Origin of the sequence: Priestia sp. JSM ZJ58, assembly GCF_044383985.1 — a bacterium.
Lineage (GTDB): Bacteria > Bacillota > Bacilli > Bacillales > Bacillaceae_H > Priestia > Priestia zanthoxyli.
This window is the reverse complement of sequence record NZ_JBISEM010000004.1, coordinates 128,899-149,156: the sequence shown is the minus strand read 5'-3', so window position 1 is coordinate 149,156 and position 20,258 is coordinate 128,899. Positions and strand designations below refer to the sequence as shown.

25 protein-coding genes are annotated in these 20,258 nt (G+C 31.9%); 11 read left to right on the top strand and 14 right to left on the bottom strand.

Annotation, left to right across the window (positions count from 1 at the left end; all coding sequences use genetic code 11):
• Nucleotides 1-139 precede the first annotated feature (139 nt).
• Nucleotides 140-367, top strand: coding sequence for a helix-turn-helix domain-containing protein (locus ACH6EI_RS24805; protein WP_108674990.1), 228 nt, complete (start codon nt 140-142; stop codon nt 365-367).
• Nucleotides 368-546: 179 nt separating this feature from the next.
• On the opposite strand, the gene ACH6EI_RS24800 is transcribed toward ACH6EI_RS24805, so the two are convergent.
• A complete protein-coding gene (locus tag ACH6EI_RS24800; RefSeq protein ID WP_108674989.1) occupies nt 547-891 on the bottom strand; it encodes a hypothetical protein in 345 nt (114 codons plus the stop codon).
• 469 nt (nt 892-1,360) lie between these two features.
• On the opposite strand from ACH6EI_RS24800, the gene ACH6EI_RS24795 reads away from it, so the two are divergent.
• A complete protein-coding gene (locus ACH6EI_RS24795) occupies nt 1,361-2,209 on the top strand; it encodes a ComEC/Rec2 family competence protein (protein ID WP_108674988.1) in 849 nt (282 codons plus the stop codon).
• A gap of 2 nt (nt 2,210-2,211) precedes the next feature.
• Nucleotides 2,212-2,433, top strand: a complete 222-nt coding sequence (locus ACH6EI_RS24790; RefSeq protein ID WP_108674987.1) for a DUF3006 domain-containing protein — start codon at nt 2,212-2,214, stop codon at nt 2,431-2,433.
• An 808-nt stretch (nt 2,434-3,241) separates the two neighbouring features.
• Here ACH6EI_RS24790 and ACH6EI_RS24785 read toward each other — a convergent pair.
• The gene (locus tag ACH6EI_RS24785; protein WP_108674986.1) at nt 3,242-3,610 is read right to left on the bottom strand and encodes a DUF5412 family protein; all 369 of its coding nucleotides are present in this window, start codon (nt 3,608-3,610) and stop codon (nt 3,242-3,244) included.
• Nucleotides 3,611-3,817: 207 nt separating this feature from the next.
• On the opposite strand from ACH6EI_RS24785, the gene ACH6EI_RS24780 reads away from it, so the two are divergent.
• Nucleotides 3,818-4,309 carry a HEAT repeat domain-containing protein gene (locus ACH6EI_RS24780; RefSeq protein ID WP_108674985.1) on the top strand — a complete coding sequence of 164 codons (492 nt, stop codon included), beginning with the start codon at nt 3,818-3,820 and terminating at the stop codon, nt 4,307-4,309.
• Nucleotides 4,310-4,384: 75 nt separating this feature from the next.
• Here ACH6EI_RS24780 and ACH6EI_RS24775 read toward each other — a convergent pair whose 3' ends face one another.
• The 4 genes from ACH6EI_RS24775 to ACH6EI_RS24760 form a co-directional block, all read right to left on the bottom strand.
• Nucleotides 4,385-4,879, bottom strand: coding sequence for a DUF2716 domain-containing protein (locus ACH6EI_RS24775; protein WP_108674984.1), 495 nt, complete (start codon nt 4,877-4,879; stop codon nt 4,385-4,387).
• Nucleotides 4,880-5,040: 161 nt separating this feature from the next.
• Nucleotides 5,041-5,274, bottom strand: coding sequence for a hypothetical protein (locus tag ACH6EI_RS24770; RefSeq protein ID WP_108674983.1), 234 nt, complete (start codon nt 5,272-5,274; stop codon nt 5,041-5,043).
• 87 nt (nt 5,275-5,361) lie between these two features.
• The gene (locus ACH6EI_RS24765; RefSeq protein ID WP_192907019.1) at nt 5,362-5,823 is read right to left on the bottom strand and encodes a CDI toxin immunity protein; all 462 of its coding nucleotides are present in this window, start codon (nt 5,821-5,823) and stop codon (nt 5,362-5,364) included.
• 409 nt (nt 5,824-6,232) lie between these two features.
• On the bottom strand, nt 6,233-6,898 hold the full coding sequence (locus ACH6EI_RS24760; protein ID WP_108674981.1) for a DUF2711 family protein: 666 nt from the start codon (nt 6,896-6,898) through the stop codon (nt 6,233-6,235).
• A 182-nt stretch (nt 6,899-7,080) separates the two neighbouring features.
• Between ACH6EI_RS24760 and ACH6EI_RS24755 the strand changes: the two genes are divergently transcribed.
• Together ACH6EI_RS24755 and ACH6EI_RS24750 are read left to right on the top strand one after the other, a co-directional pair.
• Entirely contained in the window at nt 7,081-7,662 is a 582-nt protein-coding gene (locus ACH6EI_RS24755) for a DUF2087 domain-containing protein (protein ID WP_108674980.1), read from the top strand.
• A gap of 92 nt (nt 7,663-7,754) precedes the next feature.
• Entirely contained in the window at nt 7,755-8,981 is a 1,227-nt protein-coding gene (locus tag ACH6EI_RS24750; RefSeq protein ID WP_098433885.1) for an MFS transporter, read from the top strand.
• Between the two features lie 73 nt (nt 8,982-9,054).
• On the opposite strand, the gene ACH6EI_RS24745 is transcribed toward ACH6EI_RS24750, so the two are convergent.
• The 4 genes from ACH6EI_RS24745 to ACH6EI_RS24730 form a co-directional block, all read right to left on the bottom strand.
• A complete protein-coding gene (locus ACH6EI_RS24745; protein ID WP_063247686.1) occupies nt 9,055-9,399 on the bottom strand; it encodes a DUF6176 family protein in 345 nt (114 codons plus the stop codon).
• Between the two features lie 236 nt (nt 9,400-9,635).
• Nucleotides 9,636-9,824: a hypothetical protein gene (locus ACH6EI_RS24740; protein ID WP_108674979.1), complete on the bottom strand. Its 189-nt coding sequence runs from the start codon at nt 9,822-9,824 to the stop codon at nt 9,636-9,638.
• 175 nt (nt 9,825-9,999) lie between these two features.
• Nucleotides 10,000-11,319 (bottom strand): hemolysin family protein, encoded by a 1,320-nt coding sequence (locus tag ACH6EI_RS24735; RefSeq protein WP_108674978.1) that lies wholly within the window; start codon nt 11,317-11,319, stop codon nt 10,000-10,002.
• Nucleotides 11,320-11,397: 78 nt separating this feature from the next.
• Nucleotides 11,398-11,628, bottom strand: coding sequence for a hypothetical protein (locus tag ACH6EI_RS24730; RefSeq protein WP_025753458.1), 231 nt, complete (start codon nt 11,626-11,628; stop codon nt 11,398-11,400).
• 598 nt (nt 11,629-12,226) lie between these two features.
• Between ACH6EI_RS24730 and ACH6EI_RS24725 the strand changes: the two genes are divergently transcribed.
• Nucleotides 12,227-12,367, top strand: a complete 141-nt coding sequence (locus ACH6EI_RS24725) for a hypothetical protein (protein WP_189643556.1) — start codon at nt 12,227-12,229, stop codon at nt 12,365-12,367.
• A gap of 7 nt (nt 12,368-12,374) precedes the next feature.
• Here the strand turns inward: ACH6EI_RS24725 and ACH6EI_RS24720 are convergent, their stop codons facing one another.
• Entirely contained in the window at nt 12,375-13,412 is a 1,038-nt protein-coding gene (locus tag ACH6EI_RS24720; RefSeq protein ID WP_108674931.1) for a hypothetical protein, read from the bottom strand.
• Between the two features lie 307 nt (nt 13,413-13,719).
• Complete coding sequence (locus ACH6EI_RS24715) at nt 13,720-14,121, bottom strand: hypothetical protein (protein WP_108674932.1); 402 nt, start codon at nt 14,119-14,121, stop codon at nt 13,720-13,722.
• A 302-nt stretch (nt 14,122-14,423) separates the two neighbouring features.
• Between ACH6EI_RS24715 and ACH6EI_RS24710 the strand changes: the two genes are divergently transcribed.
• Genes ACH6EI_RS24710 through ACH6EI_RS24700 form a run of 3 tightly spaced genes read left to right on the top strand, consistent with a single transcriptional unit; the run spans nt 14,424 to nt 17,372 of the window.
• Complete coding sequence (locus tag ACH6EI_RS24710; RefSeq protein ID WP_108674933.1) at nt 14,424-15,209, top strand: ABC transporter permease; 786 nt, start codon at nt 14,424-14,426, stop codon at nt 15,207-15,209.
• Between the two features lie 2 nt (nt 15,210-15,211).
• Nucleotides 15,212-16,723, top strand: a complete 1,512-nt coding sequence (locus ACH6EI_RS24705; protein ID WP_108674934.1) for a hypothetical protein — start codon at nt 15,212-15,214, stop codon at nt 16,721-16,723.
• A gap of 16 nt (nt 16,724-16,739) precedes the next feature.
• Nucleotides 16,740-17,372, top strand: a complete 633-nt coding sequence (locus ACH6EI_RS24700; RefSeq protein ID WP_108674935.1) for an ABC transporter ATP-binding protein — start codon at nt 16,740-16,742, stop codon at nt 17,370-17,372.
• Nucleotides 17,373-17,626: 254 nt separating this feature from the next.
• Here ACH6EI_RS24700 and ACH6EI_RS24695 read toward each other — a convergent pair whose 3' ends face one another.
• Together ACH6EI_RS24695 and ACH6EI_RS24690 are read right to left on the bottom strand one after the other, a co-directional pair.
• A complete protein-coding gene (locus tag ACH6EI_RS24695; RefSeq protein WP_108674936.1) occupies nt 17,627-18,196 on the bottom strand; it encodes a hypothetical protein in 570 nt (189 codons plus the stop codon).
• A gap of 35 nt (nt 18,197-18,231) precedes the next feature.
• Nucleotides 18,232-18,774 carry a hypothetical protein gene (locus ACH6EI_RS24690; RefSeq protein WP_226313333.1) on the bottom strand — a complete coding sequence of 181 codons (543 nt, stop codon included), beginning with the start codon at nt 18,772-18,774 and terminating at the stop codon, nt 18,232-18,234.
• 216 nt (nt 18,775-18,990) lie between these two features.
• On the opposite strand from ACH6EI_RS24690, the gene ACH6EI_RS24685 reads away from it, so the two are divergent.
• Nucleotides 18,991-20,256, top strand: a complete 1,266-nt coding sequence (locus tag ACH6EI_RS24685) for a Y-family DNA polymerase (RefSeq protein WP_108674938.1) — start codon at nt 18,991-18,993, stop codon at nt 20,254-20,256.
• Nucleotides 20,257-20,258: the final 2 nt, after the last annotated feature.

Genomic DNA, 20,258 nt, shown 5'->3' with positions numbered 1-20,258 from the left:
TCAGGATGATTTAAGGTGACGTCTCTTCCTGACGTCTTAATTTATGATATGAGCTAATGCTTGTCCTATATGTTGTTTTTTTGCCAAAGTTTAAAAAAACAACATATAGGACATACTGGGTCTAAAAGGAGTTATAGTAATGCTAGGATTGGGAAAACAAAGAACACGTTTTGGAAGATGGTTAGATAAACAAGAAGATATAAATCAATTAGGACTAGAACAAGCAACAAATCTGAGCCGTCATACAATTTCAAGGTTGTGTAACGATAAGCAGTACATACCCAAATTTTCAACGGTACATAAAATAAATAGAGGATTGAAGAGATTAAAGAAAGATGTAAAAGTAGAAGATTTTCTACAAATGTAAATAGACGATGCTCTAATTTTTTTGAAGATGATACGTAAACTTTTGATCAACTTCAACGTAGCAAAAAAGCCTACTTGCATCACAAGTAGACTTTTTTGCTTCATCAATTACTTACAAATATGACCCCTCTTTAATTTCGATTGAGCTTAGGAGTTCTTGGTTTTTCACTGTGAATAAAGTTAGATGGATAATGAGAGGAATTTCTTTCTGTTTAGTTGGTGGGAGAGATGTTTAAGATGGTCAAAATCCTTCTGAGAAATAATTGATTGTTGATTTAAAGTATTTTTTATATCTGCTAATATACATAAGTCGTGTAATTCATGATCAGTGAAGATGTCTTGAAGAAGATTGAACCTGAATAACAAGGGGAGATTATCGTAAAGTTGAGTTCCAGCTTCCACGAAAAAAATTTGTCGCCATAAGTGCCCATAATGTGTACTCATTTCGCTTTCTATTATACTGACAAGTGATATTTCAATATCAAACAGCAAGACATACGATTCAAACAAGCGTTCTTTCTTCATTCACATGCCACCCTTTATAAGATTTTACAAATAGTCAAATTAGGGTTACCACAAAGCTCAAGTCAATCTAGATGTTTAGTATAAAACATATTTTATACTAAACCCTTTTTTGCTGACCTTCTGCATCCATCATTTTTATTGGTTTTCCTGTAACTTGCCCCCTGAAAGCACCTCTCTTTTAAGCTAATTAGGCATATTAGAGAATTTACGATTAGCTGTATATAACGGCTTAATCATGAGGTCAACTTCTTCTAAAATGTCAACTTCGCTTAATTCCTAAAATAGCACATTTCATTACTATTTACCTCTATCTTGTTATTTGTTTTTACATATAACATGACTTTTTTCACTTTTATAAGTAAAAATATTCAAATTATTTATATTAACAGGTGGTTTCATGTAGTAAAATTAATTTTGCTATAAATGAACAATGCAAAGAAAAATATATTTACCAAAAGGGGATAAAACAATGAAAAGTCGTGTTATCAAGATTGTCTCTTCGCTCGCTATAGGCTTAGGGATTGCTGCAGCTCCAGCTTCATCCTACGCAGCAACACCTAAAACCATGAAAGTGCATTACATTGACGTAGGTCAGGGAGATAGCATCTATATCAAAGCTCCTAATGGTGAGGACATTGTTATTGACGGTGGAAATAAAGGAAAAGGAAATGCCGTTGTAAGTTATTTAAAGAAACAAAAAGTTGATGATATAGAAGTATTAATCTCTACTCATCCTGATGCTGATCACATTGGTGGGTTAGATGAAATCATTAATGCATTTAAAGTAGAAAACGTTTATGCGCCTAAAGTAAGTAATAACACGCAAGCTTACAAAGACTTTTTAAATGCAGTTAAAAAGAAAAAATTGAAGGTTCAAACAGCACAAGCAGGCGTAAAACTACCTGTTAAAGATGTAAATGCTCAAATTGTAGGGCCTACCAAAACATATGCTAACAGTGATTTAAATGATTGGAGTGCTGTTGTCCATATGGCTTATAAAAAGAATACATTTTTATTCACAGGGGATGCTGAAACAAAAGCAGAAGCAGATATGATTAAAGCAAAGAAAACACTACGTGCGGATGTGCTTAAAGTAGGCCACCACGGGGCGAAAACGTCTACAAGTAAGAATTTCTTAGATGTTGTAAAACCTAAGTATGCAGTCATCAGTGTTGGTAAAAATAGCTATGGGCACCCTACTTCTCAAGTTGTAAACTTACTAAAAAACTCTAAAGCAAGTATTCTGCGAACAGACCAAAGTGGTACGATTATAATTACAGGTGATGGATCATCTTATTCTGTTAAAAAATCGAGGTAATTATGAAAAAGATAAAAGGTATTATTGATCGATTTGAAGAAGGATTTGCTGTTGTTGAAATTAAAGGAGAAACAAAGGATTACCCTAAAGATATCTTCCCTAAGGATACACAAATTGGAGACGTCGTTTATATTACGGGAGATAAAGTTGAGATTGATAAAGGCGAAACGAAAAAGCTAGCAAAAGAAATTGAAGATTTAATGAATGAGGTTTGGGAAGATTAAACTCCCTTACTAGTTGTATACAAAGCTATTATCATGTGGTCGAAAAAGCCGAGAGTTACCTTTCCGGCTTTTTTGTTATGATATGTTATGGGACTGCAAGGAGAAGTCTCACTGATACCCTGTTTTATGCGCACTTGATTGGGCAAGTATAATAGACGACTTATTCCCTCTTCTTAGAAAGATAAGGTCGTCTACACTATTTTTTCATTCACTATGATTTACCCTCTCATTTTACATTTTTATTTATAAATTTATTTGTTTATATGTTCCTGTTCTAATTCGTTTAATACACCTTCCTTGCATTCATTGATGAATAAATAAGTAAGGTATGAATGTAAGTCAAATTTATTTTCACTAACAAACGTAGAAAAAATGTTTTTATGTTCGCTCACTAGTTTGACCTCCTACATATAAATTTCTATTTTTATTGTTCCCCGACTAGTAATCTCTTATACATCTAAATTAACAACATATTTTATAAGAACAGCTATTTTCAGTTTCCATTGACCTTATGTCATTATGTTTACTTTTACTACCTAACCTACTTTCATTATGAGTATTATCAAGGACAAAAAAAGGACCCTTTGCTATAAAGTAGCAAAGGGTTTTCAACTATAACGGAATAGGGGGGAATACGTTACTAGTCTAATCATATTTATAGATTAATATACATGGCGGTTTATATTTTATTGTTTATAAAAAGCTAATCATACGAAATGAATATCGTCTACAACTTCATTTAACATAAAACTATTTATAGGTACAAACATAAAAGCCCTTTTTTAAAGGGCTTTTATGTTTTAATCATCTATTCCGTATCATTTCTAAAATCAAATGTATCTTTTTTCACATTTAGTACATGACCACTAATATTAACGGTATCATGATTGATCCACTTTACTTTGGCTCTTTCCTGAGGGTAATTCCAATAAATATTTTTAGTTTTGTTAAAGCTTTTATTATTGTGTATAACTTCTCCTCTTATTGCGAAGCCTGTTGTTGCTCCACCACTTGATTGATATATTTTTACTGTGTAGTTTCCGTCTGGTGAAGTACTCTGAGAAATATAATCACCTGAAGGTAAATGCTGTGGGTTAAAAAATAGTTGCCATATAGTAAAACCTATAATAAAGACTGATACTAATGCACCCAAAATAATCATATATACTTTTTTCATTTTCTATCTCCAATTTGTCTTAGATATAAAATCCCCCTGAACAACCTATATAATAATAAAGCAAAAATAGGAAAATCTGAATATTATATTTAGAATTAGTGACACTTAACATAATGTGAATTTTAGGAACAGAAAACTCACTATCTTAATCAGTGGTAAGTTATTATATAACTAACGACTGATACTAACACAAAATAGGGAGCCTACATGTTATTAGATGACTTAAAAAAAGAACTAAACACCGATAATTTAGAAAAAGCATTAGAAACTATTGAAAAAATAGGATCAATGCAAGATCCTTCAACAGTACCAACTTTAATAAAATACTTAGTCAGTACCAACAATAATGTTGTAAGAGATGCTTTAGCAATAGCGCTAGCCGATATTGGAGATTATCAAGCTATTGAACCACTTATTAGATTATTGAAGAATCCTAAGACAGTTAAATCTAGAGGAACCCTATTATACGCATTAGAATCATTTAATTGTTCTAACTATGCTGAACTAATAACTGAATTGTTATTTGAAGACAACTTTGAAGTAAGTAGACAAGCTTTTATACTGTTAGAAGCTCAGATGCTTCATATCTCAAACGATATAAAAACAAAATGTATAAAAAGAATAAAACAACAATTGAGAGAAACTCCTAATAAGGTTCAATTCTTAACAGAAGCTCTGGATTTGTTTTTAGAGGATTAATTTGTATATCATATAGAAACCTGCTTTACATAACAGGTATTCTAGGTAACAGAAAAAAAGGTTAACTCTAATGAGTTAGCCCTCTCTTAAAATTTCATGAAACATTATAGGTTTGTGTTTATCAAAAGTACTTATTAAATCTTTTCCAAATATCGTTATACTTCGTTCCCAGGGGTGTCCCAAAAAGCCCCACTTAAAATCTTTCTGGATAAAAAAATAATAATCACCATCTGGAAAGATTGGTATTGTCCATTCCCCAAACTCATCTCTTTCGAATTTTAAACGTGGATTCACCCAATAACAGTCGTGTTGCCAATTCAGTGCCAACATGTATTCTTCAGCTAATGTGTTCTCTTTAAACGCAAGTAACGCTTTTTCTTCAAGATCATCATAAGTATTTAAACCTGGTACCGATTCACCGAAATAATCGGAAATATTATAAGTTATAAAAGGGTAAGGCACCTTAAATGATGGGAATTTAGAAATACTTGGCTTGAATTTAAGATCTTTATATACCTTCTTCCAAATTTGTTTATACTCTTTGTCGTTGAACGACGCCCAGTTTTTCATTAACTAGCCACCTTTCCTACTTAATTGTCTAAGCAGCTAATTACATTATAATTTGAAAATAGATAATCTGAGAAATATAAAAATACTAGCTAACCCTGTATACCATATACAAAACCAGTTTGCATAATACCTCTTTATCGGTAGATAAAAGAAGCAGACCTTTAATTAAAGATCTGCTTCTTTACCTTAGTAAAAACTAAATATGTTCCCAATATAAGCACAATACCCAAACCAATAAAGCTTAACCAATAGACCCAAGGGTAACTATATGAAACTGTTGTAACTCCCGTATTTCTATCCACTATGGTAGTCGTACTAGGAGTATAAATCGTATTAATAGTTAAGTACGTTAATAAAGCTTGAGCAACAAGAAATACACCTATTGCACGTTTCATGACCTTGCCTCCAAACTCACACATGTTTCTATGTACAGTTTAACATAAAGAGACTTACTTAATTGTTAGTTAACATACAACCATTTATCAGAAATTATTTAAGAAACCTACTCTCATTTCTCCGTCATGATAAATTTCTATTACGTATTTATTTTCTACATAAAGAAAAGTGTCACTACCTACAGCCACAACATCGTCATATACGCTTAAGATGTTCTCAAAGTTTGTCTTTAGTACAGGAAAATTGTTTGTACTCCAATATATCTCAAGATCATCGTCATTTATTAAGCTTTTTACATCTTCTAAATAAGTGATTACGCAGTATTTATCAAATTTATCCCATTCTATCCTTCCGTAAAATGTGAATGGAACCTCTTTTTGAAACGAGTAATATCTTTCTTCACTTTTTTCAGGAGAATAAATAATAACGCCTTTACCTAAGGCATTTACACATTCTGAAAAAAGAGGCCCTTTATCCTCTTTTTTCTCTAATTCTTTTCTCTTTGTCAATAGAAACTCTAATCTTTTTTGTCGGTCTTGTTTTTTCATCATATAATACCTTTCTTCATATTTTTTGTCTTATTTGGAGGTCAAGAAATAGTTAGTATGAGACTCTAGTTACCATAACAGCTATTACAAGAATTATCTAAAAATAAAAGAGGTCTTAACTACTTATTTTTTCTTTTGAAAAATTGACCTCCTAATATAAATGTTAGGCCTAATATAAATAAAAATAAGAATATATCAAAAGATCTTAAATATCCCATTGGGAAAAGCCCCGCACCAATCAATGATATTACCCCTAGTACATACAAAACATTAAAATTACTAAGCATAGTTACATAGTTTCTCCTATAAAATGTTTTCTTTTTAGATTAATACCTATATAATAACATCTTATCAAATTTTGCATTTTATTACATTTTTTAATTAACATAAAACATTTTATCGGTGCCTATTAAATAAACGAATTAAGGTATGTTTCTTTATCACATATTAAAGCTTCAAGGTTTAGAGACTTAATTGTATCCTCAATATTTGTATCTTTAGCTAAAAACAATGTTATAAACGAATCATAGATCCCCATAAATGCAAAATCTATATTTTCATCTGTGATAATTGCCTCGTTAGGAGATAAGTTAGCTATTTCTAAAGGTGACATATCATTGACTTTAAATGAACCGTTTGTGTCGTGAATAGGTTCAGAAAAATATAAAGTATTTGCCCCTTTTGAACAGAGGATCTCTACTAAACTATTTAGTATAAACAACGATGTACGATCTTCTTCGGGGTAATAAAAATCTGGATTAGACTTAACATAAGGAGCTAATTTTTTATATTCATCACTAGGCACACCAGTAAGGTGTTGCAACGCTCTGAATAGTTCCTTGTAGGATTTTAAATTACATTTGGCCATTACTTCTTTCCATGATATTGGTTCTCCAAGTTTAAGCATTTCCTCATCACTAGGATATATATGCTGATAAGGATTTTCTCTCTTTGATTTATCCCAACCAGAGGGCATTTGAATAAAAGGGTGGAATAGAATAGCAGCAGAATTAAAGTCATTAGGTAATTGGGACAAAATAGGTAAATCTCCATCGATCCATATATAATCCAACAAAACGAGACATCTCCTTTGAATATAATTAGTTACGTACATTTTATATACAGAGAACAGTAATTTCTAGTCAACATAATCCAGATTATAGGAAATTATCAATCTGGTACTTTTTGACACAGACCTCCAATTCGATTATTATCTAATTAGATAATAATCGAATTGGAGGAGGAAGGTATTAAATTATGCAACTAGATAAATTAGTCAATTACCATAAGGCAGTTGGAGACCCCACAAGAATTAGAATTATTTCCTTATTAAAAAATGGCCCTTTTCATGGGCAAGCAATCGCTTATAAACTTGGGTTACAACCGCCAACCATTACTCACCATATCTCAAAATTGAGAGATGTAGGGTTAGTTTATCAAAGAAGACAAGGGAACATTATTTATTTTTATCTCGATAGTGAAAGGCTAGAATATAATTCAAAAGCTATCTTAAATATTGGGGAGGAGTCTATGGAGAACCAAGATAGTAAAATCAATAATCAAGATAAGTTATCTATTGTTAAAAATTTTATAAATAGCGACGGGACATTGAAACAAATTCCGAGTCAAAGAAAGAAAAAGAACGTTATATTAGCGTATTTAATACGTGATTTACATCAAGGAAAAACGTATAAAGAAAGGGATCTTAATGAATATATAAAAAACTATCATGAAGATTATGCGACTATTCGTAGAGAATTAATTATGCAACACTTCATGTATAGGCAAAATGGAGAATATGAATTAAATCCAAAAGAGATGTGGCCTGTTACCTTTTAAAATGAACGTTTCTTCGTTCATTTTTCAATCAATCTAATTCGATATCTATCTAATTAGATTACTGTTATTTTTAATAAGAATGAGGTGTAAATGTGATTCCAATAACTAAAGAGGCTAAAGTACAAACAGGTATTTGGAAAGGAAAGTTTATTTATCTATGGGTAGCAAGTATATTTTCAAGCCTTTCTATTTCAATGTATTTAACTATTGAGCAGTGGTATGTAGTCAATTACCTAAACTTGAAGAGCTCTTTAGGAATTATTTTAATGGCGACTACGATTCCTAGAGTATTATTAATGGTCATAGGAGGCGTTGTATCAGATAAATACAGACGATCTAAAGTTATATTCTTTTCATTACTAACTAGGTGTTTTATGCTACTTCTGATGGCTTTATTCTATACAAATAATTTATTATCTCTTTCCGTTTTATTTATATTTGCATTATTATTCGGGGCATCTGATGCCTTTTTTTGGTCAGCTAGAGATTCAATTGTTCCAGGGATTGTTCATAAAGAGCAACTAGTCAGAGCGAATTCAGTAATACAAACAACCAATCAGCTTTCTGTCATGTTTGGCCCTGTCTTAGGTGCTACTCTCCTTTCATTTTTCTCATATTCAACCATCTTTCTGGTAATTGCCTTTACACTTTTGATAAGCATAATCTTGTTACAATTCATCAAAGAAAAGAAGACATTAAGGCCCAAGAAAACATCTATCTTAAGGGATTTAGCTGAAGGAATTAATTATGTTAAAGATTCCTCGTTTCTTCTGACAGTCATGGTGACATTTATTATTGTCAACTTATTCTTTATTGGACCTCTCATGTTAAGCATCCCTATCCTTGCAGAGGATCGTTTTAAAGGAAATGCTTTTTACTTAAGTATTTTACAAAGTTCGTTTGCTAGTGGCATGTTGTTAGGAGCTATAATCATGGGCTGGTTGAACATAAAAAGGAATAGAGGAAAACTTGCAATTTCTTTCATATTCTTGGAAGGGTTATTACTTATGATATTTAGCCGAGAAATTGATCTCTGGCTTGCTGCTGCTATCTTGTTAGCTATTGGATGTTGTGTATCGAGTATTAATATTCCCATAGTTAGTTTAATACAGGAGAAAACACCCTCAACCATAGTCGGTCGAGTTATGAGTGTAAATACAATGGTTTCCATGGGACTTATTCCAGTTTCTTATGGATTAGTTTCCACTCTTCTTAGCATTAATGTCGATATTAAATTTATCCTCTTATGTGCTGGTATCGTGATTGTATTATTTAGTGTACTACTTCTTTTAAAGGCTTCAGATCTTAAAAATACATGAGGCATCTACAATAAAACCAGGCCTTATTTAGTCACCATAATCCACATTATAGGTAGCAAAAAAGCCTTATTAACTACATAAGGCTTTTTCTTATAGTATTGGGAATCATAACTACCTCTGTTTTTAAATCAACAGGTTTAAATCTTTCGTCGATACATTCTTTCCAATACTCTATATGTTTTTTATCTATCCAATGGCTAGAAGCTTCAACATCTTGTCCATTCTCGCCTTGAATCGAATACCAGTATAGATATTCATGGCCATTTAGTTCCTCTCTGAATATAGTCTCTACATACATCTTTTCTCCCTCAAGTGTTAGTAGTACATCTTCCATATTATCATTAAGAAACTTTAACCATTCATCAACAATTTCAGATTTTCCTTCTTTGACTCTAAACCTTGTTAATTCAACATTCATGCAAATCCCCCTTTATAGAAAACAATAGCATAAATGCTCTTTTACAACATGAATACCATATACAACAACAGTTAACATAATCACTCTTTCCGGAACACACAAAAAAAGAACCCTTATGGGAGTAAGGTTCTCGATGAGGCCTTGTTTCTTCTTTATGCAGCTTTTTATGCATTCTTGATTTCATAAGGTTTATGGTGAAGATAAATACTCTGAGAATGCATAAAAAAGTAAAGTATTTATTCATTTTTTTTATCTAATTTAATGTATATAAAGGCAAACAACAAAAGTAATGTAATGCTAATAGGAAAAATAATATAAGAGTCTGTCGCTTTACTTACACTGGCTTTTAATGTGTAGTTATAGATGACGAATGAAATTCCAACAATAGCTACTAATATTTGATAGGTTCTTTTCTTACTAAACATGTAAAACAATCTCCTTTTACTTTAATAAGCTTCTCCATATCCAGTATGTGCCTTAAATATTAAACCTGCTTTATTAAAAAACAGACAGTCCGTGAAGGTATGCTTTTCTAGTTAACATAAGATATGTGATAAGAAATAAAAAGACCCTTATGCATTATAAAGGTCTTTTTATTTCTTATTTAGCTAAGCTCAAAGAATACTGTTTATTTACTACCTCGATGGTTTGAATATTTCGCCCATCAAGTTCTCTCACAGTAAACTCAAAATCATTATACACAAGGACTTCATTTAACTTAACGTCTATTTTCTGAGATAAGATCCATCCACCTATCGTATCGACCTCATTAGTTTCAATGTTCGTTTCCATCAGTGTGTTTACGTCTCTTACTAATACTTTTCCATTAAAAACATAGTGACGTTCACCAATTTTTTGCCTATCCAGCACTTCATCAGAATCGAATTCGTCATGGATTTCTCCTACGATTTCTTCTAAAATATCTTCAACGGTTACTAAACCAGCTGTCCCTCCATATTCATCAAGTAAGATGGCTATGTGGATACGTTCCTTTTGCATCTTTCTTAATAGCTTATTGATAGAGTACGATTCAATGACTTGAATCACTGGTTTAACGTAATGACTAATGAGTTGGTCTCGTAATGTGTTATCAAATGCAACATCGCTTAAGATTTCTTTTATATTTATCATCCCTATGATTTGATCTTTATCTCCATCAGTTGTTACTGGGTAACGAGTATACTGCTCCAATGCAGCCATTTCTAAAAATGCACCAATCGTGTCATGTTCAGAGGTTGTTATCATCTCAGTTCGTGGAATCATGATTTCTTTGGCCAGACGTTCATCAAATTCGAAAATATTGTTTACGTACTTTAACTCACTTTGATTAATAGCACCACTCTTATAGCTCTCAGCCAGTAGGAGACGAAGTTCCTCTTCTGAATGGGCCAATTCGTGCTCTGAAGCAGGTTTTAACCCAAACATTCCAACCAGTATTCGTGCAGAACCATTTAAGATCCAGATAAATGGATACATGATTTTATAAAACCAGATGATGAGCGCTGAGAATAACAATGTGACAGCTTCTGCTTTCTGTATGGAAAATGTCTTAGGTGCTAATTCACCTACCACAACATGAAGATAGGTCATCACAATAAAGGCAATACCAAACGATAAAAGGTGTGTAATGGACTCGTTTAAATCGAACTTCATAAAAACAGGACTTAGCAACCTTTCTACCGTAGGTTCACCAAGCACACCTAATCCCATTGCTGTTACTGTAATACCTAGTTGACAAGCAGATAAATATTCGTCTAAGTGCGTAATGACCTTTTTAGCAGAGACAGCACCTTTTTTACCTTCAGCTACAAGTTGATCAATCTTAGAGCTTCGTACTTTTACAATCGCAAATTCTGTGGCTACAAAGAAACCAGTCAATCCAATTAATACTGCTACCAATAACAAGTTAATTATGTCCAATTAGTTGTCTTACCTAAGTAAGACGTACACCTCCAATAGATTTAATGACAAAAACCGTATGTAGAAATATTTAGCTATCTACGCTTCTTTTAAAATCACTCGTTGTAAAGGAACACCGCCCATGCTTATTGTTTTTTCAGATAACGTATATTTCTGATGATCAACTAGCAAGGTGTGAGTATCAATAACTTCACAGGTCGTTCCTTTGTGCTGAAAATGCTTTACGACAGCTTTTTTTAAATCAGTTAGATTGTAGTATCTTTCTTCAAAATCAATGACAATTTTCTTTTTTCCAAATAAACCAAACATCTCAATCCCCTCCTATATGCTTATACGATTTGCGTGTATAAAAGTTCCATATATTTTCATATATTCCAATTATATAAAAGCGACGTTCGTGAAAGTATACTTTTGCGAACTTTTGATTTATATAAAAAATCTATCATTTTCACCGTTCGTTTAAGTTTTAAAATAAATTACGAACGTACACTTGAATGAAATCACTTTTGCGAACGTTTTTAAATGAAAATAAGTAAAGAAAAATTAGTCCCATTTTATGAGGAGAGATCAATGACATTTATTTTAGTTGATTCCTAGGATTTATCATATATTAAATAATGTACATGACAAAGTGATTTTTAACCATCCTATATGAAATAAGTGTTAAAAGGCCGCCTTAAGGCGGCCCTAAATTCTATTTTCGTAAAAGTAGTCTGTTTGAAAAGTAAGTATTTGCAAGTTTTCTCAAAAACTATTGTTTCATAGATTTTATATCTAATACTGCAAAAGGGCTTATGACTAATACATTTCTAATCTAGAATATCTACGCTAATCTTCCTATGGAAGTAATCCCCGTATGTACGTTATGATAGGTATACATATTATTATAATTAAAAGGAGAATCTTTTTGAAATTTGACAAAAACAATAAAACACAATTAGAACAAATAAAAGTATTAGCACTAATTGCTACTGCAATTTGTACAGGATATATCGCTTACTATTTGTATCAAATTACTCAAATATTAGGCGCAATAGCAAATAAATAAATGTTAATTATCGATCAGGCAGGCTTGCAGTTACTACACCTGTACTATGATTTTGTGTATAAATGGTGAAAGTGTTACTAATTTTCATCGCAAAGTTACCACTTGTATTTGAAACCCGCATTCCTGGCTCAGTAGTAAAGGGATCCGTATGTCCTAACGATACATAATAAGACCATCTACCATATTTATTGGCTGGGGAAGATTTATCTGTTAACGATGCACGGCCAATATCGAATGTCCATGACATAGGATCCACTGCATTAGAAAGACTAACAGCTACGCCTGCGCCTGATCCATTCTTAGGGCCATAGGACAATAATTTTTCAGCTGAGTAACCCGCATCCATCCGTGTGACTTGGGATTTTACATATTGACCTGACTTGCCAGCTTCATACGTATTAAAAGAATGAACATCCCATACTGATCCAGTTTTTCCATTAATATTTGTATTGGTTGATTTTCGTTCAAAATTGTTTACAGACGTGTAAGTACCTTGTACCCTACCTAGGTATTTGAAAGTCCACTTGTATTCTTTTACGTATGGGTTGCTTTTAGACACAGCTGATTTTGAAGCTAACATGTTGTTTGTACTCTTTGCTGTGGCTGATTTCTCCTGCTGGTCCTTTACATTCTCTTTAATGTCGGAGAGATTAGCTGAATTACCTTCCTCAAAGTAATAGATATCACGATTAACTCCACCACTTTTTTCTCGATAAATAGCAAATAAATGTTGGTCTGGGTATTGCTCTCCATCTATCTCCTTACTCTGCTCAATGATGTCTGTATTAATGGGTTTTCCATTGTTGTGGATGAGTTCATCTTGGTTATCTGTTCCTTCCACATTCGATACTGTTGCTTTTTTAGTTTGAAGTGTATTTGTTGTACTTCCTTTTTTTTTCTGTTCATTCCATGTTGATTTCACTATCTCTTGAATATCTAGAGAATCAGTTTGAGAGTTATCTTCTGCTGCATTTGTTTGAATTCCTGTTAAACTTCCTGCTACTAACAAAGAACCTAATGTTAAGCATGTAAAACGTTTAAACATTTGTTAACCTCCAAAAATCACGTGTAATACTCTTGATCAAAAGCTGTAACAACTTTAACATGAAATTCCATAAAAGGGTTTACCTTTAATAAAAATGAATCAAAAAACTAGTTTTTTTCCTTTTTGTTCTAATTAAATAAGTCTATATTTACCGTTTTTATTGTATGACATGTAATGTAAAAGTTAGAGTAATGTAAAATATGAACAATTTTAATTATAAAAATGAAATTTGTTTCCATAATCATTTTAGATAAAAAGAAACCACGTAAAGGCACGTGGTTTCTTTTTATCTAAAATTCTGTTTTAATTAATGAGTTCTGAAGCTTCCTGTAGCAAGAACTTTTACAGGTGTAGAAAGGTCATTGCTCAGTTGTAGTCGGTATGAATGGTCACTGTCATTTAAATAATTTGTATAAAAAGTCCAACTTGTATCATCCCCAACATTACGTTGCCAAGGAGTCTTTTCACCACTATCTCTCTGTGCTCTTATATCAACGGTATAATCTCCACCAACTGATTTACTAATAATATCAATAGTTTCCGATTTGGTATCGTAACCAGTCATTTCTTGATATCCTGTATACGCACTACCATTAAATGCAGGAACCTTTTTAGAATATGAGTCATATGTAGTAGATGCCTCAGCAACTCCTCCTGTAATTAATAATCCAAAAGCAGATACTAGGGCAAGTGCTTTACCTTTTTTCATATGTATTTTCTCCTTTATGCATATATTAACTTCCTTAAATTTCCGAAGTTGTTATTACAATATAATATTTTTACATAGATTACAACGGTTTGTAATGATTTAAATTATTCTAAAAAATATTTTTTTGTGAAAATAAGTGATTAAGTAACACTCAAAACGTTGTCTAATTAAGGTTTTTGCATTTGTTTCTATAAAAAATAAAAAATGTATTATTTCAAGAAAACTTGAAAGAGAAATATAATTGTTATAGTGTAATAAATACATTCTAATTTTATAAAATAAAAAGAAAGAGGTTTTTTACAGTGCTTATTGCTCAATTATGTCTAGAATTTAAAAGAGCTATGAATGTTAAAAATATATTGACTTGGTTATTTATAATTTTAATACTACCACTAATAGCTTTTTTCCCTATTAGCCAAGGATACATATTTTTTAGTCCTATTGAAGTTTTTCAAGAAATACTTGGGGGATTTGTACCTCTGATTTTCCCGGTACTTGCTGTTATTATTTACTTACCGATTTTTGGGAAAGAACAAAAAGATAATTTTATTACATATATACGTCCTAGAGTATCATTAAATAGCTATATCTTAAGTAAAAGTATAATAAATGCTGTTTTTACAGGTTTGATTATCTTTCTAATGCTTCTGTTTTCTTATGTATTTGTTCAATTCATAGAACCTAACCTCTTTAATATTGTTCAATATATTAAGCTATCTGAAAATAATCAACCTTCTAATGTCACTTTCTCACAATTTCTAAAATATGGTGATTTCATTTACTTTATAGCTTATTCTATATGGGTAACTATAAATGCAATTGTATATACAACTATTTCTTTTTTACTAATGCTTATTGTGAGACGTACCTTTATAGCTCTATCTGTGCCATTTTTGATTTATCATATATTTAACTTTATTGCAGGAATACTTGGCGCAGCTAGATTTTCACCCTTAAGTACAATATTTCCGTTTAACATTGAACAGCAAAGCTTGTGGACTGTATTAGTACCATTTGCATTTTTACTACTGATTTTATTGATTCTATTTTTTAGGGTAATTTGTAATAAAGAAGAGTGGATGGTATAAATATGTCACGCCTTAGATTTCACGTAGCAAGATATTTGGAAGAATTAATAGATTTTAGATGGATAGCAGTAGGAGTCGTATTTTACTTTTATGCATATGTATTAAAGAAACAGCTTATAGAAGGATCTGTGCAAGAGCATATAGGTGTTAATATATGGGATATATCATTGACAGTACAAAATGATATTTATATCATTTTGTATTTTATTGTTCCTATAATACTTGTTATTTCATTAACCTCTATTTTTGAGGATTTCAACTATCAAACTTTAATCCGTTTAGGAACAATAAAAAAATGGATTCTACGTTCGTTATTAAAATTTTGGAAAAAATCTTCTATTTTAATATTAATTTGGTCATTCATTTCTTTATATATGACAATAAAGCTACCTTTCTCTTGGAACTGGAGTCTATTCAGTAAAACAAATGGTGTTTATAATGATCTCTATGAAATTAGTGTAATGGGTTTATCGCCCTTATGGGTATTTATATTGGAATTAATACTTTTATTCTTAGCGTTAACTATATTGCACATAACTTTGTCAGTGATATATACAATTACTAGAAAAAAACTTTTATTGTTAGCAATTTGTGTTGGGTTTTTTATTTGGGGAATAGTAGGTTTTAAATTACTTCCTAACAATTATGCTTTTTTATCTCCTACTACGTACTTTTCTATTACGCAATATATACATTCTTTTAACCCGCCAATAATGGGAATAGCCGTTTTGCTAGGAGCAATTATTATCTGTTTTATATTCCTGGCATTAGTAGATCTGAATATAAAGCAATATGTTGTATCTATAAAATCTCACCTGCCTTTTTTGCTGTATTCATGTCTATGTATAATGGGTATTTTCTCAACATCATTGTCTTTAGAAAGTGATAAAAATACAGTACTGGATAATTGGATATTATCCTTTAGAGGTGTTTCTTCTAATTCTTTTACGTATTCATCTTTCTTCTATTATATGATTGTATTTTTTGGGCTAGTTTACTTAGTTAACATTGAAATGAATAAAGAGATAGATAGAATGGGACACTATAAAATCATTCGATTTAGAAATTTGGAAAAATGGTTTTGGAGTTGGTTTAAAAGAATATTAATAAAAATTGCCTTTTGGTTAATCTGTTTAACAATATTCTCCTTTACTTTAGGAGCAGTTTCGGGAATGCAATTCAAATTTCATGCTACAATCTTAGACTTGAATACATTAATTATTTTTTATCAATTTTTCATTAATGGTTTCTTACAAATTGTGCTATATATATTATTAATTTTTATATTCTCATGGGCACAAAGGGGTTCAATACAAGGGTTAATATTAGTTAGTATTTTCATGATTTTAATGTTACCAGGATTTAACCCCTTGGGAATACTTCCTGTGGGGTTAAATAGTCTAGTTTATACAGTAGATTTTTCTCCATTTCATATAACTGTAATCTTATTAATTGCTAACTTAGTTGTATATTTCGCAATGAAATATATCTTTACAAAAAATTTAAAAATTTAACGGAGGAGTTATTAAAATGTCTATTATATCAATAAATAACGCCACTAAAAGTTTTAAAAAAAACACTCTTCTAGAAAATATCAATTTAGATATTGAAAAAGGAAAAATTTACGGGATTATAGGTCCAAACGGTTCAGGTAAATCTGTTTTATTTAAAATGATTTGCGGATTTATGTTTCCAGATAGAGGAGATATATTTATAAATGGTGAAAAAATTGGTAAAAAAAAGAGGTTTCCAGATAACTTTGGAGTGATTATAGAACGCCCTGGTTATATTGCGAATAAGACCGGATTTCAAAATTTAAAGGAGTTATCCTTAATAAGAGGTAAAATTAATGATGCACAGATTATCAAAACAATGGAATTAGTTGGATTGGATCCAGATTCTGATCAGAAAGTGAAAAATTTCTCTTTAGGAATGAAACAGAAATTAGCTATTTGTCAAGCAATTATGGAAGAACAACAAGTATTAATATTAGATGAACCATTTAATGCTTTAGACATTGATAGTGTAAAAAAAATAAGAGATCTGCTGCTTAAGTTTAAAGATGAAGGACGCACAATACTATTAACGAGTCATAATCAAGAGGACATTAACATTTGCGATATGGTCTATCGAATTAATGGTCATACCTTAGAAAGCGTATAACGGGGAAGTTACTGATAATCGCTTCATTATTTTAATAAAGAAAACCAAGAAAATAAATGTTCGATTTTAGATGCTTCTTTTATATTAAGACCTGAAATAAAACAAGCATATTCTAATTAAAATGAACAATGACTGGTTAGTATTGAACCTTACTTAGAATTAAACTTATGGTAACTAAAGTAGAAAAGAAAAATCCTGTATCTTCTTAGATACAGGATTTTTCTCAACTCTATTATTTGAGTAGAACTAGGTACTCACCTTAAATTTAAGGTTATTTCCTTATTTAGATATGGAGATGTAAAAGTTACTGTTTGTTCATTTAACCATTGTGCATCATGAGCTCCTAAAACATTTAAATCACTCATATCCGTATTTCGTGTCATGACATGAAGAGATTCGTGATTTAGTCGTTTTTTTACCAAAGGGAATCCAGTTTGTCTATAAAAGTCATAGTAATGGTTAGTTTCACCAAGACTCCAATTAGAATAGCCAATAATAAGTTTTTGTGTAGAATTAGGTGAACTAAGATAGTAATAGTCAACTTTATTATTATAAAAGAATATAAACCACCCAAGGATTGCTATAGGTACAATAAAGAATGGCCCAATTACACCCCAGAAGACTTTAGACTCCTTTGTTTTGCTAACAGTTATAAGGACTATGTATAGATAGATAAAGTGCAGGACAAAAATCAAAAGATATATTGAAACCCTTAAAGAGAAAACGTATAGGCTCTTTAATGCTAAAAGATAAAAAAGTATGTCCATAGCAAGAAGGATGATAGCTGACATTTTCAATATACTCTTATTACTTTTATATTTCATTTACTATAAATCCTCCTCCTTTTAATCTAGAAATGTTAAATATCGCTACTATTAATATCAAGTGAATAGCAACGAGGTATATAATTTTGGACTTTTCTAGGCGAGTTAAATAGATCACTCTTACTGAATATCGTAAATCCAACCTCTTCCACCTCTATAAATGTATTGACTTTATATATATCGACATTTTTAAATTCTATGGGCCTATTCCATTGTCTCGAAGGAATTAAATCCTGTTCTGCAAGACCTTCCCCGTGAAAAATGAATACACCCAGTCCATTATTAACTAATACCTCTGTTAACCCACTAACAAGATTCAATTTTTCTACAGAGTCAACTTTGATAATAGCACCATCCGATGAAAACTCAAAAAAAGGAACATTATTTTCAATTAAAGTCTCTTTTTCATATCCCAATATCATTGACTCTAAAACAAAGAAAACTGGTAAACGGAACATTTTTTGAATTAAGGAAGTAATCAGATCATGCCTGATCTCACTGATCCCTACAGTAATAGATACAAAAATATCCTGTGGAAAGTCAAAGCTATCAATTATACTTTGGTCTGAATATTGCACATAATATTCTTTTTTCAGCTTCTAGCCTCCTTTAGTATTTAATCTTTTTGAACTCTTACTATTGCGTTATACCGCCATTGACCCTTTTAATGTACCAATAAACTCTTCATAAGTGATAGCAATAATCGGGAAAACTGTAGAATTTTTATTGATTAAAGAACATTTGTTCGTATATAATAGATAGAACAAATGTTCTTTTTTTAAGGAGTTCTTTTAATGGATGATGGGCAGCTACCAAACAGAGTGATTATTTGTATAGACATGAAATCGTTTTTTGCCTCGGTTTCCTCTGTCATACGGGGGTTAAATCCATTGAAAACAAGGCTTGCGGTGGTGGGAGATATCAAAAGATCAGGATCGGTTGTGCTAGCTGCCACACCTTTATTAAAAAAGGAAGGGATCAAAACAGGAAGTCGTCTTTTCGACATTCCTAAAAAGAAAGATATCCATGTGGTGAATCCATCTATGGAGAGATATATTAAGGCTTCGAACTATATTTCGAGTTTGGTGTTACAGTATGTGGCTCCTGAAGACTTTCATGCCTATAGCATTGATGAGTTGTTTATTGATGCGACAGCTTCGTTGCATTTATTCGCTCAAACACCAGAAGAACTGGCCCATAAAATCATCAACGAGATTTATCGCAAGACACGGCTGACAGCTACTGCAGGTATCGGTCCGAATCTCTTACTGGCGAAGGTGAGCTTAGATCATGAAGCCAAGAATAGCCCAACAGGAGTTGCCTATTGGCGATATAAGGATATTCCCTTTAAGTTGTGGTCCATTCATCCGATGAAGGATTTCTGGGGGATATCGTCTGCTACGGAAAGGCGCTTAAATCGTTTGGGCATTCACTCCATAAAGGAACTCGCTCTTTCTTCAAAAGAGATGTTACAAAAGGAATTTGGCATACTAGGCGAAGAGTTGCACCAACATGCGAATGGCATTGATTACAGTCGCATTTCTGATGTATATATTCCTAGTTCTCGTTCCTTTGGAAAGAGTCAAATTCTATTCCGTGATTATACAAACCGAAAACAAGTGGAGTTATTGCTGTTGGAACTATTGGATGACGTGTGTTTTCGCTTACGGATGCATCAGGTAGTCGCACAAACCATCCATTTATCGATTGGCTACAGCAAGCAAACAAGTGGAGGCTTCTCCAGACAAAAGAAAATGGGGAGAGCTTCGAACTTAAGCCAGGATATCTTTCCTTATTGTTTAACCATTTTACATATCTATGATAATGGCATGCCGATTCGCTCCATCGGTATTTCCTTATCAAACACTAGCATTCAAGAAGAAGAGCAAATGAGCTTATTTGAGGATATTGATCAGCGCGAAAGAGCCCATGCTCTTGCCAAAACGATTGATGACATTCGGCTGCGTTATGGCAAGAATAGTGTACTACGTGCGTCTAGTCACCTTCCTCATTCAACAGCTCGTTATCGAAACGGCCTTATAGGTGGCCATAAAGCTTAAGG